The 26,196-nt window shown below is 38.1% G+C and carries 34 protein-coding genes and 2 pseudogenes; 9 read left to right on the forward strand and 27 right to left on the reverse strand.

Translation table 11 applies throughout. The features are described from left to right. The first annotated feature begins 24 nt into the window (after nucleotides 1–24). The gene (gene lptB / locus MKP09_RS18120) at nucleotides 25–819 is read left to right on the forward strand and encodes an LPS export ABC transporter ATP-binding protein (RefSeq protein ID WP_240831725.1); all 795 of its coding nucleotides are present in this window, start codon (nucleotides 25–27) and stop codon (nucleotides 817–819) included. Nucleotides 820–875: 56 nt separating this feature from the next. Here the strand turns inward: lptB and MKP09_RS18125 are convergent, their stop codons facing one another. From MKP09_RS18125 to MKP09_RS18150, 6 genes are all read right to left on the reverse strand, one after another. Further along, a complete protein-coding gene (locus MKP09_RS18125) occupies nucleotides 876–1,157 on the reverse strand; it encodes a hypothetical protein (RefSeq protein ID WP_240831726.1) in 282 nt (93 codons plus the stop codon). Nucleotides 1,158–1,319: 162 nt separating this feature from the next. After that, entirely contained in the window at nucleotides 1,320–2,141 is an 822-nt protein-coding gene (locus MKP09_RS18130; protein ID WP_240831727.1) for an SDR family oxidoreductase, read from the reverse strand. 270 nt (nucleotides 2,142–2,411) lie between these two features. Continuing rightward, nucleotides 2,412–3,005 carry an LPS export ABC transporter periplasmic protein LptC gene (gene lptC / locus MKP09_RS18135; protein WP_240831728.1) on the reverse strand — a complete coding sequence of 198 codons (594 nt, stop codon included), beginning with the start codon at nucleotides 3,003–3,005 and terminating at the stop codon, nucleotides 2,412–2,414. A 94-nt stretch (nucleotides 3,006–3,099) separates the two neighbouring features. Next, nucleotides 3,100–4,581, reverse strand: coding sequence for a hypothetical protein (locus MKP09_RS18140; protein WP_240831729.1), 1,482 nt, complete (start codon nucleotides 4,579–4,581; stop codon nucleotides 3,100–3,102). Beyond that, nucleotides 4,574–5,302, reverse strand: a complete 729-nt coding sequence (locus tag MKP09_RS18145; RefSeq protein WP_240831730.1) for a type III pantothenate kinase — start codon at nucleotides 5,300–5,302, stop codon at nucleotides 4,574–4,576. Before MKP09_RS18145 ends, MKP09_RS18140 begins: the two co-directional genes overlap by 8 nt. A gap of 103 nt (nucleotides 5,303–5,405) precedes the next feature. After that, nucleotides 5,406–6,044 (reverse strand): LON peptidase substrate-binding domain-containing protein, encoded by a 639-nt coding sequence (locus MKP09_RS18150; RefSeq protein ID WP_240831731.1) that lies wholly within the window; start codon nucleotides 6,042–6,044, stop codon nucleotides 5,406–5,408. 247 nt (nucleotides 6,045–6,291) lie between these two features. Here MKP09_RS18150 and MKP09_RS28360 point away from each other — a divergent pair, with 247 nt between their 5' ends. From MKP09_RS28360 to MKP09_RS18170, 4 genes are all read left to right on the forward strand, one after another. Next, complete coding sequence (locus MKP09_RS28360; protein WP_394801100.1) at nucleotides 6,292–6,531, forward strand: glycosyltransferase; 240 nt, start codon at nucleotides 6,292–6,294, stop codon at nucleotides 6,529–6,531. Continuing rightward, nucleotides 6,468–7,115 carry a galactosyltransferase-related protein gene (locus MKP09_RS26585; RefSeq protein ID WP_317235442.1) on the forward strand — a complete coding sequence of 216 codons (648 nt, stop codon included), beginning with the start codon at nucleotides 6,468–6,470 and terminating at the stop codon, nucleotides 7,113–7,115. Before MKP09_RS28360 ends, MKP09_RS26585 begins: the two co-directional genes overlap by 64 nt. A gap of 124 nt (nucleotides 7,116–7,239) precedes the next feature. Then, nucleotides 7,240–8,292: a glycosyltransferase family 4 protein gene (locus MKP09_RS18165; RefSeq protein ID WP_240831732.1), complete on the forward strand. Its 1,053-nt coding sequence runs from the start codon at nucleotides 7,240–7,242 to the stop codon at nucleotides 8,290–8,292. Nucleotides 8,293–8,363: 71 nt separating this feature from the next. Continuing rightward, complete coding sequence (locus MKP09_RS18170; protein WP_240831733.1) at nucleotides 8,364–9,308, forward strand: glycosyltransferase family 17 protein; 945 nt, start codon at nucleotides 8,364–8,366, stop codon at nucleotides 9,306–9,308. Here MKP09_RS18170 and MKP09_RS18175 read toward each other — a convergent pair. The 11 genes and pseudogenes from MKP09_RS18175 to MKP09_RS18230 form a co-directional block, all read right to left on the reverse strand. After that, complete coding sequence (locus MKP09_RS18175) at nucleotides 9,231–9,965, reverse strand: glycosyltransferase family 4 protein (protein ID WP_240831734.1); 735 nt, start codon at nucleotides 9,963–9,965, stop codon at nucleotides 9,231–9,233. The two genes, MKP09_RS18170 and MKP09_RS18175, sit on opposite strands and share 78 nt — an antisense overlap. Before the next feature lie 117 nt (nucleotides 9,966–10,082). Then, on the reverse strand, nucleotides 10,083–10,502 hold the full coding sequence (locus tag MKP09_RS18180) for a hypothetical protein (RefSeq protein WP_240831735.1): 420 nt from the start codon (nucleotides 10,500–10,502) through the stop codon (nucleotides 10,083–10,085). A gap of 26 nt (nucleotides 10,503–10,528) precedes the next feature. After that, entirely contained in the window at nucleotides 10,529–10,684 is a 156-nt protein-coding gene (locus MKP09_RS18185) for a DUF5672 family protein (RefSeq protein ID WP_240831736.1), read from the reverse strand. Between the two features lie 23 nt (nucleotides 10,685–10,707). Next, nucleotides 10,708–11,325 (reverse strand): DUF5672 family protein, encoded by a 618-nt coding sequence (locus MKP09_RS18190; protein WP_240831737.1) that lies wholly within the window; start codon nucleotides 11,323–11,325, stop codon nucleotides 10,708–10,710. A gap of 508 nt (nucleotides 11,326–11,833) precedes the next feature. Beyond that, nucleotides 11,834–12,723, reverse strand: a pseudogene (locus MKP09_RS28925) (WaaS/CpsH family glycosyltransferase). Between the two features lie 54 nt (nucleotides 12,724–12,777). Next, nucleotides 12,778–13,503 (reverse strand): RluA family pseudouridine synthase, encoded by a 726-nt coding sequence (locus MKP09_RS18205; RefSeq protein ID WP_240831740.1) that lies wholly within the window; start codon nucleotides 13,501–13,503, stop codon nucleotides 12,778–12,780. Nucleotides 13,504–13,534: 31 nt separating this feature from the next. Then, nucleotides 13,535–13,921, reverse strand: a complete 387-nt coding sequence (locus MKP09_RS18210; RefSeq protein WP_240831741.1) for a type II toxin-antitoxin system VapC family toxin — start codon at nucleotides 13,919–13,921, stop codon at nucleotides 13,535–13,537. Continuing rightward, nucleotides 13,906–14,124, reverse strand: coding sequence for a hypothetical protein (locus tag MKP09_RS18215; RefSeq protein ID WP_240831742.1), 219 nt, complete (start codon nucleotides 14,122–14,124; stop codon nucleotides 13,906–13,908). Before MKP09_RS18215 ends, MKP09_RS18210 begins: the two co-directional genes overlap by 16 nt. Nucleotides 14,125–14,195: 71 nt before the next feature. Further along, a complete protein-coding gene (gldC, locus tag MKP09_RS18220; protein ID WP_240831743.1) occupies nucleotides 14,196–14,546 on the reverse strand; it encodes a gliding motility protein GldC in 351 nt (116 codons plus the stop codon). A 52-nt stretch (nucleotides 14,547–14,598) separates the two neighbouring features. Beyond that, complete coding sequence (locus MKP09_RS18225; RefSeq protein ID WP_240831744.1) at nucleotides 14,599–15,186, reverse strand: glycosyltransferase; 588 nt, start codon at nucleotides 15,184–15,186, stop codon at nucleotides 14,599–14,601. 123 nt (nucleotides 15,187–15,309) lie between these two features. Further along, nucleotides 15,310–15,621: a hypothetical protein gene (locus MKP09_RS18230; RefSeq protein WP_240831745.1), complete on the reverse strand. Its 312-nt coding sequence runs from the start codon at nucleotides 15,619–15,621 to the stop codon at nucleotides 15,310–15,312. A gap of 105 nt (nucleotides 15,622–15,726) precedes the next feature. Between MKP09_RS18230 and MKP09_RS18235 the strand changes: the two genes are divergently transcribed. Next, nucleotides 15,727–16,416, forward strand: coding sequence for a DUF4290 domain-containing protein (locus MKP09_RS18235; RefSeq protein ID WP_240831746.1), 690 nt, complete (start codon nucleotides 15,727–15,729; stop codon nucleotides 16,414–16,416). Nucleotides 16,417–16,534: 118 nt separating this feature from the next. On the opposite strand, the gene MKP09_RS18240 is transcribed toward MKP09_RS18235, so the two are convergent. From MKP09_RS18240 to MKP09_RS18290, 10 genes and pseudogenes are all read right to left on the reverse strand, one after another. After that, a complete protein-coding gene (locus tag MKP09_RS18240) occupies nucleotides 16,535–17,041 on the reverse strand; it encodes a porin family protein (protein ID WP_240831747.1) in 507 nt (168 codons plus the stop codon). 29 nt (nucleotides 17,042–17,070) lie between these two features. Then, a complete protein-coding gene (locus tag MKP09_RS18245; RefSeq protein ID WP_240831748.1) occupies nucleotides 17,071–17,628 on the reverse strand; it encodes a TonB-dependent receptor domain-containing protein in 558 nt (185 codons plus the stop codon). A 2-nt stretch (nucleotides 17,629–17,630) separates the two neighbouring features. Continuing rightward, complete coding sequence (locus tag MKP09_RS18250; protein WP_240831749.1) at nucleotides 17,631–18,248, reverse strand: TonB-dependent receptor; 618 nt, start codon at nucleotides 18,246–18,248, stop codon at nucleotides 17,631–17,633. Continuing rightward, nucleotides 18,209–18,475, reverse strand: coding sequence for a hypothetical protein (locus MKP09_RS18255; protein ID WP_240831750.1), 267 nt, complete (start codon nucleotides 18,473–18,475; stop codon nucleotides 18,209–18,211). Before MKP09_RS18255 ends, MKP09_RS18250 begins: the two co-directional genes overlap by 40 nt. 17 nt (nucleotides 18,476–18,492) lie before the next feature. After that, entirely contained in the window at nucleotides 18,493–18,861 is a 369-nt protein-coding gene (locus MKP09_RS18260) for a hypothetical protein (RefSeq protein WP_240831751.1), read from the reverse strand. 16 nt (nucleotides 18,862–18,877) lie between these two features. Continuing rightward, on the reverse strand, nucleotides 18,878–19,270 hold the full coding sequence (locus MKP09_RS18265) for an MGMT family protein (RefSeq protein WP_240831752.1): 393 nt from the start codon (nucleotides 19,268–19,270) through the stop codon (nucleotides 18,878–18,880). Beyond that, the gene (locus MKP09_RS18270; RefSeq protein WP_240831753.1) at nucleotides 19,233–19,433 is read right to left on the reverse strand and encodes a C1orf53 family protein; all 201 of its coding nucleotides are present in this window, start codon (nucleotides 19,431–19,433) and stop codon (nucleotides 19,233–19,235) included. The genes MKP09_RS18265 and MKP09_RS18270 overlap by 38 nt, the downstream gene beginning before the upstream one ends. Then, nucleotides 19,414–19,901: pseudogene (gene trmB / locus MKP09_RS28365) on the reverse strand (tRNA (guanosine(46)-N7)-methyltransferase TrmB). Before trmB ends, MKP09_RS18270 begins: the two are co-directional and overlap by 20 nt. A 17-nt stretch (nucleotides 19,902–19,918) precedes the next feature. Then, on the reverse strand, nucleotides 19,919–20,107 hold the full coding sequence (locus MKP09_RS18285) for a class I SAM-dependent methyltransferase (protein ID WP_240831756.1): 189 nt from the start codon (nucleotides 20,105–20,107) through the stop codon (nucleotides 19,919–19,921). Nucleotides 20,108–20,233: 126 nt separating this feature from the next. Then, complete coding sequence (locus tag MKP09_RS18290) at nucleotides 20,234–20,719, reverse strand: SixA phosphatase family protein (RefSeq protein WP_240831757.1); 486 nt, start codon at nucleotides 20,717–20,719, stop codon at nucleotides 20,234–20,236. A 348-nt stretch (nucleotides 20,720–21,067) separates the two neighbouring features. Between MKP09_RS18290 and MKP09_RS18295 the strand changes: the two genes are divergently transcribed. The 3 genes from MKP09_RS18295 (at nucleotide 21,068) to MKP09_RS18305 (ending at nucleotide 26,158) form a co-directional block, all read left to right on the forward strand. Further along, complete coding sequence (locus MKP09_RS18295; protein ID WP_240831758.1) at nucleotides 21,068–22,363, forward strand: TonB-dependent receptor plug domain-containing protein; 1,296 nt, start codon at nucleotides 21,068–21,070, stop codon at nucleotides 22,361–22,363. Continuing rightward, nucleotides 22,279–24,300 (forward strand): SusC/RagA family TonB-linked outer membrane protein, encoded by a 2,022-nt coding sequence (locus tag MKP09_RS18300; protein ID WP_240831759.1) that lies wholly within the window; start codon nucleotides 22,279–22,281, stop codon nucleotides 24,298–24,300. Before MKP09_RS18295 ends, MKP09_RS18300 begins: the two co-directional genes overlap by 85 nt. A gap of 136 nt (nucleotides 24,301–24,436) precedes the next feature. Then, nucleotides 24,437–26,158: a RagB/SusD family nutrient uptake outer membrane protein gene (locus MKP09_RS18305; RefSeq protein ID WP_240831760.1), complete on the forward strand. Its 1,722-nt coding sequence runs from the start codon at nucleotides 24,437–24,439 to the stop codon at nucleotides 26,156–26,158. Nucleotides 26,159–26,196: the final 38 nt, after the last annotated feature.

The raw sequence follows: 26,196 nt of genomic DNA on the forward strand, positions 1-26,196 counted from the left end.
GTTACTTTTGCTCCCATCATGCAAATGAAGATCACAACACAAAATCTGGTGAAGCGATACGGGCAGCGCACCGTAGTAAATCACGTTTCTTTTGAAGTACATCAAGGGGAAATAGTAGGGTTGCTTGGACCAAATGGAGCTGGAAAAACCACATCGTTCTACCAGGTTGTTGGGTTAATAAAGCCCGACGAAGGCAATGTTTTTTTGAATGATGAAAATATCACCAAACTGCCCATGTATAAACGAGCGCAGATGGGCATTGGTTACCTGCCTCAGGAAGCTTCTGTGTTTAGAAAACTAAGTGTGGAAGATAACATTTCCGCTGTACTTGAAATGACGAAGCTTAATAAAACAGAACAAAAGGAAAAACTCGAATCCCTGCTTGGCGAATTCAGGTTAGGTCATGTGCGTAAAAGTAACGGTGATGTATTAAGTGGCGGTGAACGCAGGCGCACAGAAATCGCAAGAGCATTGGCTGTAAACCCCAAATTTATTTTATTGGATGAGCCGTTTGCAGGTATTGACCCCATTGCTGTGGAAGACATACAAAGTATCGTGGCAAAATTGAAATACAAGAATATCGGAATACTTATTACCGACCACAACGTAAATGAAACTTTGTCTATTTGCGACAGAGCTTATTTGCTGATCGATGGCAAAATTTTTGAAAAAGGAACAGCTGAAGAACTGGCTGCGAACGAACAAGTGCGGAAACTTTACCTGGGGCGAAATTTTGAATTGAAACGTAAAGATTATTTATACGAAGAAGCTGTAAGAAGCGGTAAGCAAGAGGAATCAGATAAACTGTCCGCTGAATAAAAGAACTGCCCGCAACTTTTGTTGCGGGCAGTTCACTTAAATCCCTAGTAAAACAATTATGAAGCCACCTCGTCCTCTTTTGGACCCAGGTTGTTATCTTTTACAAACTTATCTCTGTGTTCTGTAAAACTAATTAACAGACTATCTATTGCTTCGATAGATTTATCTGAATGCTCATGAATATCCGGCAGGGTTTTATCTAAAAGACCAATGCCTAAATTGATATTTTCTGCTTCAATTTGAGCCACTTTCTTTAATACGGAGGTTTCGCTGTTTTTAAGGTCTTCGAGTTCCCTCAAAATTTTATCCATCGCCTCAAGCTTTTCCAGTTTTTCCATAAATTATATGTTTTGATATTAAAAATTAAAACAGCATAGCTGCAATACTTAATAGTAGTGCAAATACCATACAAAACTGGTTGCCTAACCCAGCTTTAGCTAATTATTTAGAAATCAGCCTGTTTTTCTTAATGAAATGCCAATAAAATTGACACGAAAGCATTAATCAAGAAACAAATCGGTATAAAGCCTGGCGCCTTCAATTACTGAATATTGTGTTAAGTCTGAAATCCCATTTTGGTTAAGCACATCCTCATCAATAAAAGAATGACCTGTATATTCTTTGGGCTTTTTACTCAAAATGTAAAATGCAGCATCAGCCATTATATCCGGTTTTCGGCTCATGTTAGCTAATGTTTCTCCACCCAAAAGGTTTCTTACAGCCGCTGTGTCAATTGTAGTTCTGGGCCACAGCGCATTTGATGCAATAGGAAGAGATTTAAATTCTTCTGCCCAGCCCAAAGCCATCATTGTCATGTTGTACTTGCTCATAGTATAGGCTATATGACCACCCAGCCATTTAGGCTTTAAATTTACCGGTGGCGAAAGTGTAAGTATATGAGCATGGTCTGACTTCGACAAAAAAGGCAAGCAGTTTTTTGTAACTAAAAAAGTACCCCGAACATTAATGTCGTGCATCAAATCAAAACGATTGGTTTTTGTTTCTTCTGTTTTTGTAAGTGCAATTGCAGATGCGTTGTTGATGACAATATCAATGCCTCCAAACGTTTCTACCGTTTTGGCAACAGCTGCCTGAATCATTTCCTCGTCTCGTATATCACACTGAACAGGTAAAGCCTTACCACCTGCCGCTTCGATTTCTGCTGCTGCAGAAAAAATGGTACCTCCAAGCTTTTCATTTTCTTTTATAGATTTTGCAGCTATTACAATATTAGCACCTTCTTTTGCCAGGCGCAATGCAATGGCTTTTCCTATACCACGGCTGGCGCCGGTAATAAAAACGGTTCTGTTTTTTAATGACATGCTAGTTAGTTAACAAGTGATAGATGACAAACTCTCAACAAAAGTAAAGATTAACAAACAAGTAAATCTTGCCGATAATTTTTATTGCTCCAACAGATAAATATGACTCATCGATCTTGCCACGCTCGTTTTATCGTCCCGATTAAATGGCATCCAACATGTTCTTCGCCTTCCAACGGTTCGTGAAGACACGAACCGACGCGATGGATTATATAATATCAAACTTGAAACACCACCATCAACTTATCAACTTTCAACTTGTCAACTCGGCTAATTAGCCGCCACACTGTCCTTCGGAGCAGTTTGATTTGAGTTACCAGGGATGGCGTCTCCTTCGCTAATGATTTGGCTTTGCTGTACCTGATTGAACGTAATACTTTTAAAATCTTGTGTAGCTTTTAAGCCGTCCTTGCCATAAATTGGATAAGCTGTTGGAGATTTTAAAGTAGCTGGCCTGTCGGTATAAAATAATTCTTTTTCCTGATCCCACCACAAGTCTTCACAGGTCAATGTATCGCCCTTGATGCTTACAACTTTCACACTATCCCTCAAGTACACTTTATTAAGCGATTCGAAGTATTTTCCATACTTAGCATCCAGCTTACTTTCGATTATTTTCTGCTCATTAAAAAAATCTACATGCAATGTTTTAGGAAATTCGACATAAGGTGTGTCAGCCGCAACACGTAGCATTAATGGTGTGGTTAGCTTTGCTTTTAACTTCCCTCCCTGGGATAAATAACTTTCCACTTTGATGGCTTCATCTTTCTGCACCGCCTTCTTTCCAAATGCATTGATCTCACTCTCGCTGTTTTCGCAAGCGAGTAGCATAAGTGCTGTTATAAAAACAAAAAACTGTTTCAAAATATTAAGATTGAATCCGATAGCTAAGATAGCGATAGCCAGGCAATGTGATTAATTATTAGTGTTGCTACTTTTACAGAAGTTGATAGCAGCACTACAGATAACGCTGTGCGACGCAATACCGATGCCATATATTCATCTGCCGGGTCAATAAAAATAACAGAGAAAGCCTGGTGTTAATCCTCGTAGTACTTGGTTTTACCACCAAACCAAAGATCAGTAAGCGAGAAACCAACAGACAGCCTGATAAATTTTCCTGTATAATATTACTGTTATTACCTCGCTTGATATATTCAAAACTAAGATTGACCATACTGGCCTGATTACGAGCTTGCGGGTTAAAATTTGCAATAGGCAAACCTAGCCCGGCAGTTATGCCCAGTATTGGAATCTTTGTTTGACGTGTGTAAATATAATCGGGGCCTGTAAAGAAACCGATCCTGTATGAAGTTCTGCTGAAATAATTATTTTTTGGTGCCGGGTGAAACTCTGCACCAACCTTCGCCTGCCAGTTGCTCCTAACTGCTGTATCAGGAGTTCCTTCAAAACGAAACTGGTCCCAGTTATTTCTGGTAAAGTCAGCACCAACTAACCAGCCGGCTTCATTTGTTATACCGCTTCCTATTTTTTGAATGATAAACCCACCCGTAATACTTGCAGGGTACAAAAGGCTTCCCTTTATATTACTTGTTGATGTGGCTGTATCAATAGGTATATAACCGGTTTCTGCGCTATAAGTAAACGTTTCTGCAACTGTATTTCTGGTTGTTTTAATTTCCTGCTGCCAGTTACCGTAAGCACCCAGGCTCACATTTATTTTCTCGCTGGCTTTGAAATGATATTGTAATCCTGCATCAAAATAGAAATCAGCCAGATTTGTTTTATCCTGATAATGGGCGCTGGCATATCTCGTTACGCTGTCATATAAAGATAACCTGGTATTATAATCACGGCTTCCGAACATATAACCTGCGTTAAAGCCGAGACTTAAGAACTGAGTTTTACCTGTTTTAAATTTAACTGCTGTTCCCAAAGAACCGAGGAATGCGCCACCCTGACCCTCATAGAGTGTTGATGCAGAATCGATAAGGTTTCCGCTTGTGGGGTCATAAAGCGGCCCATTTTTTTGAATTTTATAGTTGATATTGGTAAGCGGCCTTACACCAAAAGCTAAACCCCAGTTCTTTCTGAGGGGCAAACCTACCATTACGTGACTGAAAAGTAAATTGGGAGAAGTAAACTTGGATTGCGCAGACTGATCTGTCAGCGTTCGTCCCTGGCCATCTGCACCGATATTGAAAACAACACGCCCGGAATTAAGTTTTTTGGAACCTGGCTCCTGAGTTGACAGAAAAAGAGAATATGATGCAGGGTTTGCATAGTTTACAGTGTAAGGATCACTATAAGCAGCGGCAACGCCTCCCATGCCTCTGTTAGTTACATTGGTTGTGGGTGCCTGATTTCCTAATCCATATCGGGAGTAAGGAGAATTATCCTGCGCCGATGCTGCAAAAAATAAAAAAATTGAAGGTATAGTTAATGCTAACGGAGCCGATAGTTCTGTTTTCCTAAGCATTGTTAATTTCACTAATCGCATAAAGACCTTTAAATATTAAATCAGGGTCGGCAAATATCCTGTTTTTAATGTGTGATGCCAAATGTTGTGTATCGCCGCCGGTTAATACCACGTTAAAGTTGTCGAATTTAGCCTGGTACGCATCTATAAAGCCATCAATCTCATATGCCATTCCTAAAATAACTCCTGATAAAATATTGGTATCTGTATCATATCCAATCAGCGGAACATCAGCTTTGGCATTTGTGTAAGGAAGCTTTGCTGTGTAATATTGCAGCGATTTCAGCCTCATTTCAAGACCGGGAGATATGGATCCTCCCAAAAACTCTTTGTATTTGTTGACAAAATTCAATGTTATACAAGTGCCAAGCCCAATGAGTAACAAGTTTTTTCCCGGGAAAAAATGCACACCGCCTGCGGCAATTGCCAGCCTGTCTGCCCCAATAGTTTCTGGTTTTCCTACCGGCGTTGTTATTGGAATTTTTGACGCATGATTAAGCAAGTGGAAGCGGGTGTTTCTTTTTAAAAGATCTTCAACTTCCGCATTATGATTAATAACAGAAGATAAAATGGATCTTTTAGGTTTGTATGTATTAATGAGCGACTCTATCGTTGCTGGTGCATCATCCTCTAATGTGAGTACTTTAGAAATTTTCTCATTGGTAAAAACAGCAGCTTTTTTGCGTGTGTTTCCAAAATCAAAACATAGTGTTGTGGACATGGTGTGAAAGTAGGAAAAAGTGGGGAAATGGCGAGTAGGAAATAGTGAGTAGGAAGCGCCAACTTATTCCTATTTGCTACTCGCCACTCCCTATTCCCACTCGCTACTTCACATCAAATCCTTCTAAATTTTTAAAATGTCCGTTCATCTGAATCTTTTCCCTAAGTTGTTTCATTTCTTCTAAGGCTGGCAGAGTTGCCTCAAAATGTCGTTTTAAATATTCCTGCCTTTGGCGTTCCTGAGTTAGTTGCAAAAACTCATATTCCTGCTCCAAAGTAAGTCCTGAATGATGCGCGATATCATAAGAAGTAAGTTTGCTTTCTGCCTTATGAAAGTCTTTATTGACTTGTAGGCTTGCATGCAGGTCTTTCATTTTTCCAATCAATATTTTCATTACCTGCTCGTCTCCATTCATAACATTGTGAGGATAATTAACGATGGCTCCTGAATATAGTTTTTCAGGAACCTCTTTTATTACTTCAAGCATTCTAAAAACCTTACCGCCTTTTGTTTTAATATCCATTTCACCGTTTGCGTAGGTTTGTGCAATTTCTTCAACACGCAGTAAGGATCCATAATCCTTGAGTTCGTTGTTTATTACAGCAGGAATACCAAAAGGTTTCTTTTGCTGAAAGCATTCATTGATGAGCTGTTTATAGCGAGGTTCAAAAATATGAAGGTTCAGTTCCTCTCTGGGAAACACAACAATGTGTAAGGGGAATATCGGGATGAAGTTGGTCATGTGTACAAATTTATTGTAAGCCGGTGAAATAGTAAATTGAAAATCCTTATTTCATTGTATACAGTAAAGAATCATTTATGCAGGATGAATTCTGCACTGCTGTTGAAGCGTCCGCCAGCTGGCGGAACACCGTTGCCATATGTTAACTGATGATTGAATAAAAATTGTCTACCCAAGTTTAACGAAGAAGCTATTAATTGTTTATTTCTGATTACTTTTAAAAAAATTATTTGAATAGCAACCATTAATGTTCACAACGGCGCTTTTGATATCGACCTATAACTGGCCTGAAGCTTTGCAATTATGTATACAAAGTGCAAACAACCAGAGCGTTTTACCCAACGAGGTAGTAGTATGTGATGATGGATCAAACGCTGCTACAAAAAGACTTCTTGAAGAATTATCAAAAAAACAAGCATTCCAATCAGGCACGTTTGGCAGCCTGATGATGGGTTTCGCCTTGCGAAAATCAGGAACAAAGGAATAGCAAGCACCGATAAAGATTATATTATTCAGATAGATGGAGATATTATTCTGCATAAAGACTTCATAAAAGATCATGTTCGTTTTGCAAGGACAAATCATTTTGCTACAGGGAGCCGGGTGTTGCTTTCGCAAAAAACTACGGATAACCTTCTACAACAACAGAATAGTACCCATCATTTGCGGATTGCTATTGAAAACAGCAATAAACTAAATGGGATACGGATGCCATTATTACAGCACCTGTTTGCACATTATTATAAAAACGGAGGAAGGAATAAATATTATGTAAAAGGTTGCAATATGGCCTTTTGGCGAAAAGACCTCTTGAAAGTAAACGGCTATGATGAAAGTTTTGTGGGTTGGGGCTTAGAAGATAATGATATTGCGATCAGGCTGTTAAATGCTGGTATTAAAAAACGATTCCTGAAATTTGGTGGCATTTGTTACCATCTGAATCATTTTTTGGCAAGCAGAACAGGTGAAGAAGAAAACAGAAACAGGCTAGACAGGGTAATAAATGATAAGATCATTAAAGCGGAAAACGGCATGAATCAGTATATTGACCCGAAACCGCAGGAAAGTTAAACATTGAAGTAGTTGCGTCCTATAGAAATATGGCGTCATCTATAAAGTTGACATCTAAATAGTTCACTACTTACAAAAGTTAGTGGGCGTTTTAGGCGTTTGTTTATAACCATTAAACCAATACGTGAGTAAACAAATTATTTTTGATTGTGAAAGGATGAAGTATGCTTATACGGGTCTTTACTATTTCTGTAAAGAGTTGGGAGCTGCTTTGATCAGGCAGAATAAGGATGATAAAATAGCATTTTATGTTCCAGAGAAAGAACGTGGTGTATTTGGCGAAGACCAGGAGTATTTGATACAGAATCATCTTCATAAGTTTTTCCCAAAAAACGTAATAAACTATGATGTGTGGCATTGCACTTATCAGGGCAGCAACTATTTACCGCCTGCACGAAGCAGTGTAAAAACTATCTCTACTATTCACGACCTTAACTTCCTGCATCAGGGAAAGACGAAAGGCAAGCAGGATAAGTATATGCAAAAGCTGCAACGCCTTGTTGACAGATCTGATACAATTGTCACTATCTCAAACTTTGTTAAAGAGCAAGTGCTGGAAAACCTCAACGTCGGATCAAAAGAAGTGAAGGTGATTTACAATGGCAGAAATGTACCTGAATCGCTTGCTTATGTAAAGCCGGAAACAATAGAGGACAAGCCTTTTTTTTTTAGTATCGGCACAATAACCGATAAAAAGAATTTTCATGTGCTGGCCGCTATGTTGATCGACAATGATTATGACCTAGTGATTGCAGGCATTACCCAAAGCCAGGCTTACCATAATAAGATTATTGAAGAGGCAAGAAACCTTGGTGTTGAGCACCGTGTTAAACTTATCGGCGCTGTTTCCGAAAACGAAAAATACTGGCTTTTTAAAAATTGCGCTGCCTTTTGTTTCCCATCATTGGCAGAAGGTTTTGGGCTACCAGTAATTGAAGCTATGCAGCTTGGCACACCAGTTATCTTATCAACGGCAACCTCTTTACCAGAAGTTGGAGGGCCGCATGCTATTTATTTTGAAGGCATGGAAACCGAGTTGATCTCGAAAGCTGCAACCGAGTTTCTAAACAGAAATATAGACGGTTCTGTACGGCAAGGACTTATAGATTGGGCACGGCAATTTGACTGGGATGTTGCCGCGAGGAAGTATTGGGAGTTGTATGAAGGCCTGAATTGAGGTTACGTTTGAAGTTTTTTATTTTTACCTGCTAATTGGAATAGTTATTAATTTATTCCAATATTGTGTATATGAAAAAATTTGACTGCTTTACATTTTTTAACGAACTCGATCTTTTAGAGTTTCGATTACGGCTTTTAGATGAGCAGGTAGACTACTTTGTTATCGTAGAATCCAACCTATCTCATGCCGGAAAAAACAAATCCTATTATTTTAAAGAAAGCAAACACCGCTTTGCCAAATGGCAGCATAAAATAATTTATCACCCTTTAGTTCAAAGCACCGAAGGCCTTGTTTTTAAATCCAGAAATACACATGACCTCGAAGATGGATCCTGGGTGTTGGAAAATCAGCAAAGAAATGCCATAAAAGATGTAATACAACCAAACGAGGATGACCTGATTTTTATTGGCGACTTAGATGAAATACTAGATCCGATGGTTATTAAAGACATACAAGGTACTTCTCAACCGAAAGCATTTTCAATGCTTTTTCACTATTACTTTATGAATTGCCGAAATGTTGGCGTTGAAAAAACCTGGAATGGAACAGTTGCCGTATCAGGTAGATATTTCAATAACCATACTTGTCAGCATATTAGAGATAACAGGAATGATTATGCACGAATAGAAAATGGAGGGTGGCATTTCTCATATTTAGGTGGGTTGGAGAAAATTAAACAAAAGCTACAGGCTTTTGCACATACAGAATATAACAAAGAAGAGTTTCTAAATGACGAACATATCTTATTCGCTTTGGAAAAGGGTCTTGACATTTTGAAAAGGCCAGACACCAGCTATAAGCTTTTTCCTGTTTTTCTTTATCCCCGGCATTTAAGAAAGCTTATGAAGCAATATCCAAAATTTATAAAAAAGGCATCGACACTTAAATGGTTATTGGCAGAGCTTAAGGAAAAAAAGCTAAAGCCAGATCAAACATTATTCGCTAAGCAATTCTTCAAAAATCTTTTCTTTTATTTTAATTGCTGCTTTGTCACCATAATATTTTTCGATTAGTACCATGCCATTTTTGCTAACTGTTGTATAGATATTGTTATTAGTTGCCAACGTTGTAATAGCTGCAATAAATTCTTCAACCGTATCTGCAATAAATATATTCTCGCCATGCACAATACCCTCCATGCCATTTGTAATTAGTGAAGTTGCAATAACCGGAACTCCGCAAGCCATGGCCTGCAAAATTTTTATTCTTATACCACCTCCCCCAAGCCGTATTGGAGCTATCAGAATTCCCCCTTGCAATACATCTCCTATATTATCTACAAAACCAGTAAAATTAATACGGGGGTGTTGATGCCTGAAAATATCTTTCCACTTTCCGGTAACATATAATTCAAGCCCACTTTGCCTCACTGCCTGATCCAGCATTTCCTCAGAAAACCACTGAACTCCGTCCATATTAGGATGATGTTCTTGCGAACCCATAAACACCAGTTTTTCAGCGCTTGCTGTTGGCTTGCAGTTAGGAATAAGAGATTCCGGAACCGAAGTTGGCATGACCTGCAATTTTTTTATCGGAATGTATTCACTCAAACGCGCCTGGTCATTACGATTTAAAATCAATATACGATCGTATTGGTTCATTAAACTAATTTCAGTAAACCTGGCTGTATTTACTACATAAGATGCATATAATCCATTGTCGTCGTTCAAAGCAAAATAATCTTCAAGAATAGAGTACCTGTTTTCATGCTGAAAAAAACCTTCTTTGTTCCTTTTGGTATAATGTGAACCAGGTTTAATAAATCGCTATACTCAACCTGAACTATATCAAACTTTTTCTACGGAATAATTGATCCAGAAAATCCAGAAACTCTCGCTCTGCTGGAATAAACGGGTATAATCCATGGACAATCTTTTTTGAAAGGTTTCTTTTTTTGCTCTCCTTTTATACTTAAGTATTCTAATAGGAAGGACAAGTTTTTTATATAACGGTACCTTTTGTTCTACAGCATTGCTTTTAATGGAATTGTTAGTGTATACAGGTTGCACATCTACATCTGGCCATAGTTTTTTTAACTCAGTTACATTCTGTTCCTCACTTCGCGGAACTTTAAACACCAACGTTACATCAAAAAAATTACGGATGTCATTAACAAAGCTGAACACGCCGAAACGACCTCCATCTGACACAGGATACGGACATAAAAAAGTTACTATTGCGATACTGTGCTTCTTCTGTTGATACATATATACAAATTGAAAATAAAACTAGTTTATCCCTGATTACTTTTCTTCATGATCGGTTGCCAGATTTCGGGGTACTGATGCCACGCATGCATACCAAAAGGTAACGACCCTTTAAGAATTGATAAAGCAAGGTCTGGTTTTTGTTCTATTGAGAATTCTAACGCTTTCTTGTAATGCGGCATCTTTAATATTTTTCTTTTCCTATTTACTTCAGCCGACCAAAAAACGTCTTCATTAAAAAAAAGTGATTATCATTGTGTTGATTGTAAAAATCAATCATTTCCTTATGAGAGCCGCATATCTCAAAAAATTTTTTGACATTTCTAAGTGAAAAGCCTCCATTACCGACACGATTGTGGAATTGTAGCCATGTAGGAGATATGGTGTTTTTTTGCTTCACATTCCATCTATGATGAAAATAAGCCTTTACCTGTTTCTTAAACTTATACGGGTTAACCCATGGGGCTCCAATATAGTCGTACCCTTGCTCGCACCAGTACAAAAGATCATCCCTGAATACAAAAGCATCCAGTTGATAGATAAGCATATACTTATAATTCAAAAAGCGACCATAAAACTCCTGGGAGAGCATAAGCCTGTTATACCCTCTTATATCAGCAAAAAATCCCGAATCAAATGATTCGATTTTAAACTTATTATCCCCTATAAAAGGTAAATAGGAAGAGATGTCTAATGTTTCAGGTTTGATAAAAACAATTGGGTGCTTCCCTAAAACTTTGAAACATTGTTTTAACGATTCTTGCTCATTTGCATTTATAAGAGGCTTGTATATAGGTATTACTATTATTGCACTAAATTCCATAAAATCAAAAAATCATCAACGCTTAAAAACCATTTCGTAAAAAAGAAGGCTCCCTTTTCGAGGAACACTTCAAGTTATTTAACGAATGATTCTTAAAAATCGATACTAAATATTTTGTTCAAAATCTTTCTTATTCATTTGTTTCTACTGATGTTCAATCTCTTCAGGTCGTTATGATTGCTACTTCATTAACGTAAACATTTTCGTTTTCGCAACATTTTTCTTTAAATATTTGAAACAAATATTAACATAAATGGGAGATGCGTGTTTTTTATACCAAACTTGTTTAAATGATGTAAAATCCTTGTTTTTTCACACAGTATTGATTTTTTGCAGATGAGTCTGCCTGATTATCGCTTTAAAGTATTTTAGCCTAACCTTGGATCATTTATTTTGATATAAGGTTGCTCGTCTATTATGTTTTTTAGCCAATTTGTAAAAGAGTACTTTTTGACAATCTTATCATCCATTTTTTGATAAGGTTTATGCAAAAATGCTTCCAAATCGTTTATATTTTTTCGTCCCAAACAAAAATATTATTGGGATGATAAAAATCATATTCATAAATCAGCTTGCTATTAGTGATTAGTTTCTTTTCAAAATACAAAGATTCAAATACACGGAAGGTCAATCCATTTTGCTCTGCATTTTCAAAGTCAAGAATATACGACGCTGATTTTAGGATTGAAAGCATCTCATCATATGGGAGCACATCTTTCAGAATTGTAATATTATCATTTTTTATTTTTTCCCTTATACTTTTTGAACTAACAATAACGTTAATATTAGACTTGATTCCTTTTTTCTAAAAAATTCCGCTATCCTGGAAATCGAAGATTCTCTCTCTTTTAAATATCTGCCAACAAAAAATACAGAACCGTCGCTGATACCGCTTTTAGGTTCGTTATCTAAATAAAAATTTGTTATAAACCGTATATTCGAAAAGCTTTTGCTATATCTCTTATAATCATCACTGTCAAAAACAAAAAAGTCATCAAAAAGGTGAATTAATTTTTCAGCGGCTGCAGATCGTTTATATCCGTCCCATTGGTAAGCAAAAAGTTTTTTACTCTTTTCTTTTAAACAAGTGAGAGCTGTTTGATTAATAAAGTCGGCTCTTATAACCAAAGTATAATCTACCGGAGTGTTTATTCCTGACAATTCCTTGATCAATTCTTCGCTATTTTGATCAACACGAAGCGTTTGTTTATATGTTGTATTTTTAAATAGCGTTTTCTGAAACAGGTTATATATCTTTTGAGAAACTCTTTTGTATTTAAACGGCCTGTCAGTAAGAAATACTAAAGAAACCTCATAACCGGCATGTCGCAAATTTTCTTCAAAACATTTGAAAAATTCAAAATGGTACGGTAGAACTATTATAAAGTGTCCTTTCATTATTTTATTTTACGCACAACACAAAGGTCTAAATTAATGCCATCAACGCATATATTATTTCAAATACTTCTCCAACTGCAATACTGTTACCTTCAGGTCTTTATGCAACGGGGCTTCAAGGTCAATGGTGTTTCCCTGCTCATCGGTTATTTTTAACTGAAAGGCATGTAAAGCCAGCCTGTTTAGCAAAGGCTTTTCTTCGAGCACATCTTTGCTCAACTTAAATTTGTTTTTAAATGAAGAAAGCAGGATTGGCTTTCCATCTCCATATAGCGTGTCGCCCACTAAAGCAGCTCCTAATTCTTTCGCATGTATGCGTATTTGATGGGTGCGCCCGGTATGAATTTGAAACTGCACCCAACTGTACATTTTGAGTTTTTTTAGCACTTTATAATCCGTAAGCGCTGTTTTTCCACGTTTGTGTATCAGCATGGAGCCGCGCTTAGCCATATTTTCGGCAATAGGCGCGTCAATACTTCCTTCGTCATTTTGGAGAGCACCTGTTACGAGCCCCAGATATATTTTAACTGTTTTTCTTTCTTCAAATTGCCGGCTAAAGTGCTTGTGAGCCTCGGCATTTTTTGCAAAGATGATTAGCCCGCTGGTTTCTTTATCCAACCGGTGAACAGTAAAAATATCCGGGTATTCTTGTTTTAAAAAGTCTTTAAGGCTTGGCTCTTTGCCTTCCCGGTCAGGAATAGAAAGCATTCCAGGAGGCTTATTCAGCGCTACAATGCTGTCGTTCTCAAAAACTATAATTTCTTTCAGTTTTGTGTTCAAAGTGTACGGTTTATCCTTTCGGCCAGGGATATTACAAAACCCTAAGCTCCTCTATCCTGTCAAAATGCTTTCGGTTTAAAGTTGAAAAGGTAAGTTGGTGCGCAACGGCAGTAGCCGCTATAAATAAGTCGGCCAAATCGATCTTCTTTCTTTTGCGCTTCAGATTGGCATTAATCTTCACAGCTACATCCACACAAATACCATCAAAAGGAATTATAGTAATTGATTTGAAAACAGTATCCCAAAATGAAAGTTGACCCGCGCTGGCGCCAGCATAAATTTCATACTTTGTAATAGCAGAAACGCTAAACTCATATCCATCTCTTATTAGCCGGATCCACGCAGCGTTGCTCTTATCGGTTTTTCGATAATAATCAATAAGAATGGAGGTGTCAACCAAAATCATTTCTCCCGCCATTGGTTGATCGCTTTTCGGTTTTTATTGATAGTCTCCAATTGCTTTTTTGTTGCTACCGGACCTTTTAGCAAAAGCGATTCAAGATCGGTATTGTGTTTTACAGTTTTCGGCTTTTCCATTTCGGCTTTCAACTTCTTTAATTGTTCCGAAGGTAGTTTTTTTACGATTTTTAAGAGTTGGTCGAACCCTATGTCTATTTGCACTTGCATACTTCAAACTTACATGAAATTGTCGATAGCCCATTGTCCATGGTCTGTGGTCCGTTGACCAGAATTTACCCGGCTTTATTTTCTTCTAATTGCTTTGCCTGGAACTTTTTATAAAACTCCTTTGCAAAAGTTTTCATTTCTGTAACCTGGTCCGCATATTTCGTAGCGCGTCCATAAGTATCGGCCATGGTCATTAATGTTTGATAAAAGAAGTCTGCCATTTCATCAATCATCATATCCTTGGTCCACAGGTCTATACGCAAAGCTGCTTTGTCCGCACTATCCCAAAAAGACACCATCATAGCTTTCGCTTTTTGTGCATTGTCTGCCGTACTTTCTGTAGCCTTCCAATGTATGGAGTCCGGAACCCGGTTCTCATCCATTTGTACATCAATTGTAATTGTCGATTTTTTCATTCTTATGCTTCAAAATTTAAGCCGCGAAAGTACGTAATTATGTTTTGGCCATTTATTGCAGCAGGTTTTGCTTAAGAATTTTAACTACATCGTCCATATTGTAGGACAATTGCCTTGCCTCTATCTTCTTAATCAGGTTTTTTCTAAATGTTTCGCCTTTATAAATCATCATCAGCATTTCTCCAATAGCTTCACTACCAGCATTTTCTGTATAAACAATAGCGTCGCCATATAACTGATCAAGAGTTTCCGTTTTTAAAGCTATAACAGGCGTCTTTAGCCTTACGGCTTCGGCAACGGGTATCGGAAATATTTCTTCGACGCTCACACTTATTAACGCATATGCCTCCGCGATTTTTTCGTTCAACTTATCATCATTTGTTAAAACAATATCTTCTCTGTATTTATAGTTTGATAAAAGATGCTCAGCTTCTTCCTTTTTTATGCCGTCTGCAGCGCGCAACACCACAACAAATTTCCAGCTGCTATGCAGCATTCTTTTAAAAGCAGAAAATCCTTTTAACAGTGTAACCAAGCGGTCTTTATCGAGGTTAAAATCTGCAATTATAAAATATTCCCTGTCGCTAGTTAGTTGGCTTTTAACGCTTTCAGTATCTGATAAAGAATCAAATTTGTCCAAAATTCCCTGTAGCAAAAAGCACTTCTCAACATGATCCGGGTATTTTTTTCAAATTTATTATACAGTCCGGCAGATGTAATGCCTATTACGTTTGCCAATATTATATATTTTTCATTATTAAGATCAGTTTCTGTACAAATCAACAAAATCTGTTTCAAGGGTACAGTCGTTTTCAGCGTTTTTGTAAAACTGATAAAAGCCGATGCATTTTTTCACGCAGCCATTTATCCATTTTTTTTGACGGAATAAGCCTTTTGCAGCTGGAAATGGGGTGGCGATTATATTATCCGGCAAGGCGATTGTGGCTTTGTTTTGCGCGGGATAAATGAATTGCTCCAGAGGCATTGTTTTAGCAAGCGCCGTAAATAAGACTTTCTCTAAATAACCGCGGTAGGTTTTAATCGAAATTTCGTCTGCATCTAATATTATCGCCATGATTATGTAATAAGCGTTTTTTCTATATCTTTGCCAAATAGCTGCAAAGGTATAACACCACACAAGAAGTTAGATTGCAGATACATTTATTTACCAAAAGTTTTTATGGAATATAATACTACTAGAAACCACCTGGCGATGCGCGAGTATGGGCGACATGTACAGAAAATGGTGGAACACATATTGACGATCGAAGATCCGAATCGCAGACAAAATAATACTGAGGCCGTTATTGAATTGATGGGCTTTTTGAACCCGCATTTAAAAAATGTGGAAGATTTCAGACATAAGCTTTGGGATCATTTATTTTTAATTGCCGATTTTAAGATTGATGTAGAATCGCCTTACCCCACGCCAACGCGTGAGGCACTAAAGGCAAAACCTCAACCCCTGCCTTATCCAAAACGATCTTCTAAATTTTCACATCTTGGTAAAAACTTAGAAGACATCATTAATAAAGCTTTGGCTGAACAAGATCCTGAAAAGCGTCAGGGTTTTGCAAATGCTATTGCTTATTATATGAAACTGGCTTACAATAACTGGCATAAAGAAGTAGTTCATGATGATGCCATACAAAGTGAATTGACCAATATAACCGATGGTCAGTTAGAGTTTACCAATACGCCCTACGTTAAAGCCTACCGTATGCAACAGGAAAATACCAAAAGCAATTACGGTAAACGCAATAATAAGTTTCAGCAGCAACGAAGCAATAACAATTCCAATAACAACAACAATAACCGCCGTAATGGAAATGGAAACGGCAATAGTAATTTTAAAAAGAAAAGATTCTAAAAAATTTCACACAAAGAACGCAACGAAGAAAGCAAAGAAGCAACGTTTTTTTATTTATAATTAAACTTTGTCTCTTTGCTTTTTTGTGATCGTTGCGTGAATAATTCTTTTGCAAACTTTACTTTACCAAATTAAAGCTCAACCCTCCCTGCAACCATCTGCCTGGCATTACTGTTCCTAACAGATCACTATATGTTCTGTCAAAAATATTATCAACCTGCACAAACGCGCCTAAGCGGTTTTTAATAAAGTTGTATGATGCTCTTCCATTCAGTAAAAAATAATCTTTACTCAAAGACGCCTCAGCAAAAACGCTGCTACCATTTGTTTCCCGCGCTTTTCGGTTTTTGTAAATACCGGTTAAAGTTATCATAGCATTCCCTACATTATACACAGCACTGAAGTTGCCCAAAAACCTTGCGCTTGAAGAAATATAAAATGATGGATTGGCCTGGCTGCTTTTGCTATAAAGCCACACCACGCCACCATTAAGCGCGAGTCTCTGTTTAGTACCAATCGGAGCAATGACCTGGACATCTGTTTCAAAACCGGTAATATCCACCGTTGCTATGTTGGTAGCAAGCGCATAATTCGTTGATGGGGTGAGGTTATCTTTCCTTGGCATTTCATCATAAGGCGTTCCGATCCAATCAATCAGGTTGCTATGAAAACGTTGAAAAAAGTGGAAGATAATTTGAATTGGGAACGATAAAACCAATCAAATCCCGCTTCATAAGCCCAGGCAATTTCGGGTGTCAAACCGGGATTGCCAATACTGGGACCAACAAGCTTTCCTTTTTCTCTGCCGTAGTTGTTATAAAGTTCGGTAAACTCTGCCGCACGAATGGTTCTACCTCCGCTTGCCCTAAACTGAAAATCCCGGATATGATAAGAAGCATTCAATTGCGGTAATAATTCTGCCTTATTGTTTTCAATGAACTCCGCTCTTAAAGATGGCTGCACATAAAAGCGCGAACCAATATTTTGAGAGAGACTTACAAATGGAGCTGCAATATTTAGCGAATGAATCCCTCTGTCGTTAGAAACGATCGCCCGGTTTTGATAGTTAAACCCGGTAATTATAGTCGTTTGTTCGCTAAGCTGTTGTTGAAACAGTATTAACGACTGAAAAAGCTTTGATGTACTTTGATTAGCTGAACCAGAGTTATCAAACGCATACTCATCTTTCAGTTGTTTGTAGCCTGCATTCAATGTTAACTTTGATTTATTTTTTCATAATCAATTTTAATTTGATGCCACCAGCTTTTAACCTGCTCTGTTGCCGTATCTGATACATAACTGGTATAAAAATTCTGCGCAGCAAAATCCCTGTTGTCATAAGCGGTTCGGGCAGCTATATTCCAATTATCGCTAAGCTTATAATTTACCCCAGCTGAAGCTGAAGTGTTATGAAAATATCCTTTGATACCCCGTTGTTGTATTCCTGTTGAATGATTGGATAACAACCCCGCGTCAACGCTTAATTTATCAGTTTGTAAAAAGCCGCCAATGTTTGTATTTATCAGATTATACTCACCCGCCCCAACTTGTGCGTTTATTACTTTTTTATTCTTTTGATTGGAAGCATTGGCCGATTTAGTAATAATATTGATCACACCTCCAACGGCATCTGATCCATAAATAGCAGCTGATGCACCTTTCAGCACTTCAATGCGATCAATCTGCGCAGGTGTAATAGGAATATATGTAGAAAAATGGCCGCTATTCGGGTCGTTCACTCTTAACCCATCCAAGATAACCAGCACCTGTTGGTAGGTGCCGCCGCGCATGCTTATATCGCTCTGCGATCCTTGCGGGCCGCGGCTTTGCACTCAACCCCTGGAATATATTTTAACAACTCATCTAATGAATGAACAGGTAATTTCAAAATATCTTCTCCTTTTACAATGGTGATATTCCTACCGGTTTCCGAGGTTCTTTTTTCCGAAAGCGACGATGTTACAGTTACAGGATCAAGCGTCGTTTGTTGTGCGCTTACAGTTTGAGTGGTAAGAAAAATTTGTACTAAGCCAATCACCGAAATAAAGCCTTTCTTCATGTCTACTTTGTTTTGATTTAATTTTTAAGATTTAAAATAAAAATGGCTGACAGCAATAACGCTATCAGCCATGAATAAATATGTATATAAAAGTTAAAGTGCGCAGTTTTGACGCAAATACTTTTTGGTATTAAAGGTAAATTTTCCGGAAAGAGATTTATTATGTCATCCGGAGGATCCGACATTTCTTCCTCAATTTCTTTCTGTGCTATATCAACAACAATTGTTGCTGATGTATTCTTTTGTTTTCCTAAAAATGTATCGGCAACAATGTTCTTTAAATTACCTATTGTTACATGCCTGCCAATGCTTTGAAACGCAGCATAAGACTTGCGGCTCCAACGCCGGAACCGCAAAGCTGATATCGTATGTGCCTGAGTAAACATTTAACAGGGCGCTAATTTACAGTTCTTCCATCGGATTCCAGAAAACCTTTTTGAAGTCGACTACTTTATCATTTTTGACTTTGACACCTTCCTTTGCCAACAGCTCTTCCATTAAGGTTGGAGTTTTGAAAGCAAGCTTTCCTGATAATACACCAATGCTATTAACAACACGATGGGCGGGTACTTTGGGCTTTGCTTTGCCACTACCGTTCATTGCCCAACCAACAAGGCGGGCTGATTTACCTGTTCCGATACATTTTGCTATAGCGCCGTAAGATGTAACACGTCCTTTAGGAATCTGACGCGTAATTTCGAAAACCTGATCAAAAAAATTTTGATCAGTAGCTCCCGATGGGTTAATGGCTTTTAATTTATCGGGGTTCTTTAGACGCTTTTTGTTGTCGTTCATTTAGCAATTCGGTTCTTTTGGGTTCGGGTACATTTTCATATTCATAGGCACAATGCAGGCAACCATTGCTACAGCAATATCCACGCAATAAATGATACTTTTCTGTAAGCACTACTTTCCCTTCTTTATTTACATAATAATGCTCACCCTCTATCCAGTTCATACTTTATCGCTTCTTTTAATTGCTCATCTTTTTCAGGACTTGCTAATTGTTGTGGTAAGGTAAAACATAAATAGTGAATACGGCTACTCTGCGCAATGTCAAGCGCTTCGTAATGTGTTTTTATTTTAAGCTCTTCAGCCCGGTCTTCAATCTTGTACAAATCGTCGATGTCTTCTATCAAATTACAATCATACATATCAATCACTTCTTTTGTAAAGCGATATAAATCCGGACTATCCGTTTTCAAATGTATTTTGCCACCAGCTTTTATAACTTGTTTATACACTCTTAAAAAGCGTGGATGCGTTAATCTTTTTTTGCTTTTGAATAACGCAGTTGCGGATCGGGAAACGTGATCCATATTTCATCAACTTCGTCTTTAGAAAAATACTGATTAAGTTGCTCTATTTGAGCGCGCAGATAAGCCACATTATTCAACCCCTGTTGTAAAGCCTTTTTAGCGCCCACCCACAAACGGTTGCCTTTTATATCAACACCAATAGCATTTTTTGAGGATACAATTTTCCAAGGCCCAATGCATATTCACCCTTGCCACAAGCAAGTTCTAAAACAATAGGATTATTATTATTGAAATGTTCATGCCAGCTGCCAGCAATATGTTCAGGAAACTGAAGCACATTATTGAAAGTATTTAATTCCGCAAAGCGGATCAATTTTTTTGTCCCATGATTTTTTGAGTTGACCGTTGATAGTTGACAGATAACAGTCGAAGAATTAAGTAAGTATAATATATAAGTGTATGTTGATCGCGAAAACTGTCAACTGTCATCTGCGTACCGTCAACTATTTTTAGGCGAATCTACTTCAACCAAAGTTTTGGGAGCATCATTAAATTGTTGCCAATCATCGCAATCAATATTAATAACCGCTACACCTGTTGTGGGTAAAGATTCAATATCAGCACCCGTAATATCGTTGGTAAAATTGGTAACACCAGGGTTATGGCCAACAATAGCAAGGGTATCAACATTTTCCCAGATTTTATTTATAGTCTCAATAAATTGTAGCGTGTCTCCAAGATATAAATTATCAAAATACTTTATACGCGTTTGCGCAACTTCATTAGCTTTTGCAAAATACTCAGCAGTTTCTTTGGTCCTTTCAGAAGGGCTGGCAAAAATTTTATCAATCTTGTAGCCTTTATCTAATAAGTGCCTGGCCATCGACTCCGCGTTTTGATGGCCTCTTTCAGTTAGTCTTCGTTTACTATCCAGGCCATGGCTTTGTTCAGCTTTTGCATGGCGAATGATTATCAATGTCTTCATAATAATTTAAAGTCGTAAATAGCTTTTTCAATAATGCGCAAAATTATCTATTTCAATACTTTTTATTCTAAAAATTTTAAATGACGTTTTGCAGGCGAAACGTGTAATGCCATTTAGTCTACAAGAAAAATACAGAACGTGATTGGAATCATACTGAAAGATTTTATAAAACAAAAAGCAACCTAAAAGATTGAACTCTTTAATGTATGTGCAATCACTAATGTTTGATTGAAATCAATTTCTGCAAAAATGATTTTTCTATTCCAAATTATATTTTATATCTTCCAATACGCTTGTCCCTGTAAACTATTTTCTAAACCAAATTGCAGTCATATGAATAAAAAATGCATGAGAAGCATAGCTGTGTGCCTATGTACTCTATTTTCCATCTACTATGCACACGCACAAACCAAACCCATTTCCGGAACCGTTACGGATGAGAAAAATGCACCGATACCTAATGTCTCTGTCGTCGTTAAAGGTGCATCATCTGGTACAACAACCAACGATGATGGTAAATATACGATCAATGCCAAAACAGGAGATGTACTTGAATTCTCCAGCATCGGCTACCAGTCGGCCTCTTTAACTATTGATGCGTCTGGTGCGGGCAACATTGTGCTTAACCCAGATGTATCAGGCCTTACAGACGTGGTTGTTATTGGGTATGGCACTCAACGTAAAAAGGATTTGACCGGATCGGTAGCCGTGGTAGACATGAATGAATTGAAATCACAGCCTTCTTCAAGCCCGGTTGAAGCATTGCAAGGTAAGGCAACCGGAGTTCAGATTATTAATGATGGATCTCCGGGTTCAACGCCGCAAATAAGAATCAGAGGTTTTAGTACCATCAATAATAACGATCCTTTATTTGTAATTGATGGAATGCCGTATACCGGCAAATTAAGCTGGTTGAACGCTGAAGACATTGAAAACATGCAGGTATTAAAAGATGCATCAGCCTCTTCTATTTATGGATCAAGAGCAAATAATGGCGTTGTAATTATTACAACAAAAAAGGGAAGAAAAGGGCCTCCTAAAATAAATCTTGATATTTATTATGGTACTCAAAGACCTAACAAGAATACTTTTCCCGAATATATGACGCCGATGCAGTATGCACAAAATCTATATGCTGCTTTTCGAAACTCAGGACAAACGCCCGGACAGGAAGGTACTACAGGTCCTAACTATGGTACCGATCCCAACAACCCTACATTACCCGAGTATTTAATCGCTGGTTCGAAAAACGGGCAAAACATAACTGCTGCAGATGCTGATCCATCCAAATACCGCTACACGCAAAACAGCAGTACTTTTTATCAGATAACAAAAGCCAACCAGGCAGGAACGAATTGGTTTAACGAAATAACCAACCCCGCTCCCATGCAAAGTTATCAGTTAACGGTTTTAGGAGGAGGAGAAAACTCAACCTACTCCTTAAGTGGCGGTTATTTTAACCAGGAAGGAACTATTAAATATACCGGATTTAAACGTTACACAATAAGAGCAAATACAAGCTTTAAAACTTTAGGCGACCGCCTGAAATTGGGGAAAATATGCAATACTCGCATATACGTGGATATGGATTTGCAACTAACCCAAATGTTGCCGGAAGCTACCAGGGAGAAGGCTCCCCAATAGGATGGGCTTACCGAATACAAACAATAATACCTGTTTACGATATAATGGGAAATTTTGGCGGTAGCCGTGGTAGCGGATTAGGAAATGCGGACAACCCACTGGCTGTACTTTACCGTGCAAAAGATAATGTGAACACAGACAATCAATTTTTCGGGAGCGCCTTTGCAGACTTAAATGTTGTAAAAGGCCTGAATCTTAAAACAGTGTACGGAGTACGCTACGATAATTATACAAGTATAAATATTGGATATCCAAATCCTGAACGCTCAGAAGGAAGTTACGATAACAACCCGTTGAATGAAGCACAGGGATATGCAACTGAATGGACATGGACGAACACTTTAACTTATAAAAATAAATTTAATGACAAACATGATCTTACACTGTTAGCAGGTACAGAAGCTGTAGAATCACAAGGCAGAGTCGTTTCTGGAACAGGAAATAACTTTTTTATTTTTGGAGACATCAATTACTACTATCTAAGTGCCGCAAGCAAAGGGCTTTCCAGTTCGAGCAACGGGTATGTATCTTCTTTATTTTCTGTTTTTGCCAGAGCCGATTATAACTTTTATGATAAATATCTTTTGTCAGCCACCATTCGTCGTGATGGCTCATCCAACTTCGGCCCTAATAATCGCTATGGTAATTTTCCGGCAGCCAGTGCAGCCTGGAGAGTTTCTAATGAAAATTTCCTGAAAGGTGTAAGCTGGATCAATGATTTAAAACTGAGAGCAGGCTATGGCTCAACCGGAAACCAGACCATACCCTCCTTTCAATTCCTTAAAAGATATCAATCCGCTATTAACTCATCTTCGTATCCTATTGACGGAACCAGTGCAGCCAGCGGTATCTGGACGAGCAACTATGATAATCCTGATGTAAAATGGGAGCAGTTGAAATCCTGGAACCTGGGGTTAGATTTTGCAGTTGCTTCCAACAAAATAGATGGATCTTTTGACTGGTATAGCCGCAAAACGACAGATATGCTTTATCCCGTTCCGCTGCCAGCACAAGGTGTAGGAGGTGGAGCATCTCCTTATGTAAATATCGGGTCGATGAGCAATAAAGGCTTAGAACTTACACTTAATTATCATCACAATAGTACTGCGGGAAAAGAGGCTTTTAAGTTTGATATAGGTGGTAATATTTCAAGAAATGTAAACCTTGTAACTGAACTGGCACCCACAGTAAAACAGCAACTGTATGGCGGCATCAGAAGTTTACAAACCTCTATCATAGTACCTAATCAACCTTTTGGTGCTTTCTATGGATATAAAATAACCGGCATCTATCAAAATGCAGAAGACATTGACAACAGGCCGTCCTACGCTGATGCGAGAATTGGCGGCCCCGTTTATGCCGATATTTCAGGACCTGATGGCACACCAGATGGGGTTATTGATGCAAACGACCGAACTGTTATCGGAAGTCCACATCCAGAATTTATTTATTCGTTAAGCTTCAATACATCTTATCGCAATTTCGACCTTTCTATGTTCTTCAACGGTTCTCAAGGCAATGATATATTTGATGTAACGAGGTATTATACTGACTTCAGCGCTTTTGATGGTGCTGTAAGTACCCGTATGTTAGATGCATGGAGTCCAACAAATACAGAAAGTATGACTCCCTCTCCTTACAGAAACCGCCCGGCATTAGAATTACAAGCTAATAGTTATTATGTACAAGATGGAAGCTATTTCAGGATGAAGCTGTTACAAATAGGTTATTCGCTGCCTGTAGCTAACATTTTTAAAGACAGAATTAAAAACCTGAGAATATACGCAAGCGGCTCTAATTTATTTACGGTTACAAAATATTCGGGTCTGGACCCTGAAGTAACTCAGTTTTCAAGCGATTTTACAGCTCCGGGAGTTGACCTTGGTGTATATCCTTCATCAAGACAGTTTATAATTGGATTGAATGCTACTTTTTAAACCGCTTATTTCAATATCAACATTCAGATGAAAATGAGCTTTGAAACGATGACTATTTCCGAAACAAAGTTTAACGAGCTTCCATAAAAAACTCATCCATTCCATCTGACCTTAAAAAATAATAAAAAATATACAGATGAAAAAAGCATATATAATTTTACCTGTTATTTTAACGCTGCTAATACTTTCCTGTGGGAAAGGGTTTTTAGACACCGATCCACAAGGTGTTATTATAGATGAGCAGCTAAAAACAACAAAGGCTGTAGAAGCTTCACTTATTGGGGCCTACGGTATTTTAAACGGGAATATAAATGGCACCTGGGGCAATTATTCAAGCGGACCCAGCCAATGGCTATACGGGGAAGTAGCGGCAGATAATGCACATAAGGGAAGTAATAGCGGAGACCAATCGCCTATGAATGATATTGAACTGCACAGGGTTGGTCCTACTAATGATAACCTGCCTACTATGTGGCGTGTTTATTATGAAGGCATCATACGATGCAACAAAACCCTACAGTTATTAAAAACCGTACAGGAAAGCGATGCAAACGACCGCTTTAGTGATGAAAGAGCAACACAGATTGAAGCCGAAGCCAAGCTACTCAGAGGCCATTATTATTTCTTTTTAAAGCGCGTATTTGTAAATATTCCATACCTGGATGAAACCATTACCAGTACAGCAGATGCCGTAAAAGTTCCTAATACTATAGACGTAGATCCTATGATCGAAGCTGATTTTAAATTTGCTGTTGATAACCTTGAGTATACTAAACCCTTAGGCGAGGTAGGCCGGGTTGATAAATATGCGGCTGAAGCTTATCTTGGAAAATTATATTTATACCAAAAGAAATATCCGGAGGCTTTGGTTTTATTTAAAAATGTAATAACCAATAAGGCACCTTTAACAGATATGCCCTTTCAGAATAATTTTGATATTAACACAGAAAATGGACCCGAAGGTATTTTAGTTGCCCAAAATATTATTAACGATGACGGAAGTGGCGATAACGGGAACGTAGGTGATATGTTAGCCGGCCTTTATAATTCGGCGCCCATTAGTTGCTGCGGCTTCTATCAACCATCCGTTGATTTGGCCAATGCTTATAAAGTAAATGCAAGCGGGTTACCTCTCTTGGATAATTCTTATCGAACTAACCCTTACAAGTCTGATCTAGGATTATCCGGCGCTGCTAAAACCAACTATCAAGTAAATAAAACATTAGCTTTTGATCCGAGACTAGATTACACTATTGGCAGAAGAGGCGTATCCTATAGAGATTGGGGTACCATGCCCGGAGATGATTGGATACGCGACCCGGCATATGGTGGACCATTTGTAGCTGTAAAACAAATGATAGATAAATCAGATTTCAGTGGAAATACATCCCCGGGTACTACTAATATTACCGGACTGAATGTAAATATTATCCGACTTGCAGATGTGTACCTGATGGCTGCTGAATGCGCCGTTGAGACAAATGACCTTACTTATGCCAGAAACAGGGTAAATGATGTAAGAAATAGAGCATCAAGCTTACCTGCTGTTACAGCAGGCGGTACTCCGGCTGCAGCTTATGACGTTAATCCTTATGCATCATTTCCTAACCAGGAGTATGCCCGTAATGCAGTAAGATTTGAAAGGCGCTTAGAGCTGGCAATGGAAGGCCATCGTTTTTATGATCTGGTAAGATGGGGCATTGCTAAAACGGTGATAGAAGATTACCAGGATTTTGAAAAAGATTTTGTTTCGTCTTCGCAAACCATCACTTTTGAAGATAAGGATACTTATTATCCAATTCCGCAAGAGCAGATGGACCGAAGTGGTGGCGCATTAACACAAAATGATGGATACTAAAATTGGTTCTTTCTAAACATAAAAAAAACCGTAACGCT

The organism is Paraniabella ginsengisoli (genome assembly GCF_022513635.1).
Classification (GTDB): domain Bacteria; phylum Bacteroidota; class Bacteroidia; order Chitinophagales; family Chitinophagaceae; genus Niabella; species Niabella ginsengisoli.

Excerpts from the sequence above, each read along its gene's own strand:
- lptB (WP_240831725.1), top strand. The coding sequence starts at position 25 with ATGAAGATCACAACACAAAATCTGGTGAAGCGATACGGGCAGCGCACC.
- MKP09_RS18125 (WP_240831726.1), bottom strand. The coding sequence starts at position 1,157 with ATGGAAAAACTGGAAAAGCTTGAGGCGATGGATAAAATTTTGAGGGAA.
- MKP09_RS18130 (WP_240831727.1), bottom strand. The coding sequence starts at position 2,141 with ATGTCATTAAAAAACAGAACCGTTTTTATTACCGGCGCCAGCCGTGGT.
- MKP09_RS18140 (WP_240831729.1), bottom strand. The coding sequence starts at position 4,581 with ATGCTTAGGAAAACAGAACTATCGGCTCCGTTAGCATTAACTATACCT.
- MKP09_RS18145 (WP_240831730.1), bottom strand. The coding sequence starts at position 5,302 with ATGTCCACAACACTATGTTTTGATTTTGGAAACACACGCAAAAAAGCT.
- MKP09_RS18150 (WP_240831731.1), bottom strand. The coding sequence starts at position 6,044 with ATGACCAACTTCATCCCGATATTCCCCTTACACATTGTTGTGTTTCCC.
- MKP09_RS28360 (WP_394801100.1), top strand. The coding sequence starts at position 6,292 with ATGTTCACAACGGCGCTTTTGATATCGACCTATAACTGGCCTGAAGCT.
- MKP09_RS18170 (WP_240831733.1), top strand. The coding sequence starts at position 8,364 with ATGAAAAAATTTGACTGCTTTACATTTTTTAACGAACTCGATCTTTTA.
- MKP09_RS18180 (WP_240831735.1), bottom strand. The coding sequence starts at position 10,502 with ATGTATCAACAGAAGAAGCACAGTATCGCAATAGTAACTTTTTTATGT.
- MKP09_RS18185 (WP_240831736.1), bottom strand. The coding sequence starts at position 10,684 with ATGCCGCATTACAAGAAAGCGTTAGAATTCTCAATAGAACAAAAACCA.
- MKP09_RS18190 (WP_240831737.1), bottom strand. The coding sequence starts at position 11,325 with ATGGAATTTAGTGCAATAATAGTAATACCTATATACAAGCCTCTTATA.
- MKP09_RS18210 (WP_240831741.1), bottom strand. The coding sequence starts at position 13,921 with ATGGCGGGAGAAATGATTTTGGTTGACACCTCCATTCTTATTGATTAT.
- gldC (WP_240831743.1), bottom strand. The coding sequence starts at position 14,546 with ATGAAAAAATCGACAATTACAATTGATGTACAAATGGATGAGAACCGG.
- MKP09_RS18230 (WP_240831745.1), bottom strand. The coding sequence starts at position 15,621 with ATGGCGATAATATTAGATGCAGACGAAATTTCGATTAAAACCTACCGC.
- MKP09_RS18235 (WP_240831746.1), top strand. The coding sequence starts at position 15,727 with ATGGAATATAATACTACTAGAAACCACCTGGCGATGCGCGAGTATGGG.
- MKP09_RS18240 (WP_240831747.1), bottom strand. The coding sequence starts at position 17,041 with ATGCCAAGGAAAGATAACCTCACCCCATCAACGAATTATGCGCTTGCT.
- MKP09_RS18255 (WP_240831750.1), bottom strand. The coding sequence starts at position 18,475 with ATGAAGAAAGGCTTTATTTCGGTGATTGGCTTAGTACAAATTTTTCTT.
- MKP09_RS18260 (WP_240831751.1), bottom strand. The coding sequence starts at position 18,861 with ATGTTTACTCAGGCACATACGATATCAGCTTTGCGGTTCCGGCGTTGG.
- MKP09_RS18265 (WP_240831752.1), bottom strand. The coding sequence starts at position 19,270 with ATGAACGACAACAAAAAGCGTCTAAAGAACCCCGATAAATTAAAAGCC.
- MKP09_RS18270 (WP_240831753.1), bottom strand. The coding sequence starts at position 19,433 with ATGAACTGGATAGAGGGTGAGCATTATTATGTAAATAAAGAAGGGAAA.
- MKP09_RS18290 (WP_240831757.1), bottom strand. The coding sequence starts at position 20,719 with ATGAAGACATTGATAATCATTCGCCATGCAAAAGCTGAACAAAGCCAT.
- MKP09_RS18295 (WP_240831758.1), top strand. The coding sequence starts at position 21,068 with ATGAGAAGCATAGCTGTGTGCCTATGTACTCTATTTTCCATCTACTAT.
- MKP09_RS18300 (WP_240831759.1), top strand. The coding sequence starts at position 22,279 with ATGCAATACTCGCATATACGTGGATATGGATTTGCAACTAACCCAAAT.
- MKP09_RS18305 (WP_240831760.1), top strand. The coding sequence starts at position 24,437 with ATGAAAAAAGCATATATAATTTTACCTGTTATTTTAACGCTGCTAATA.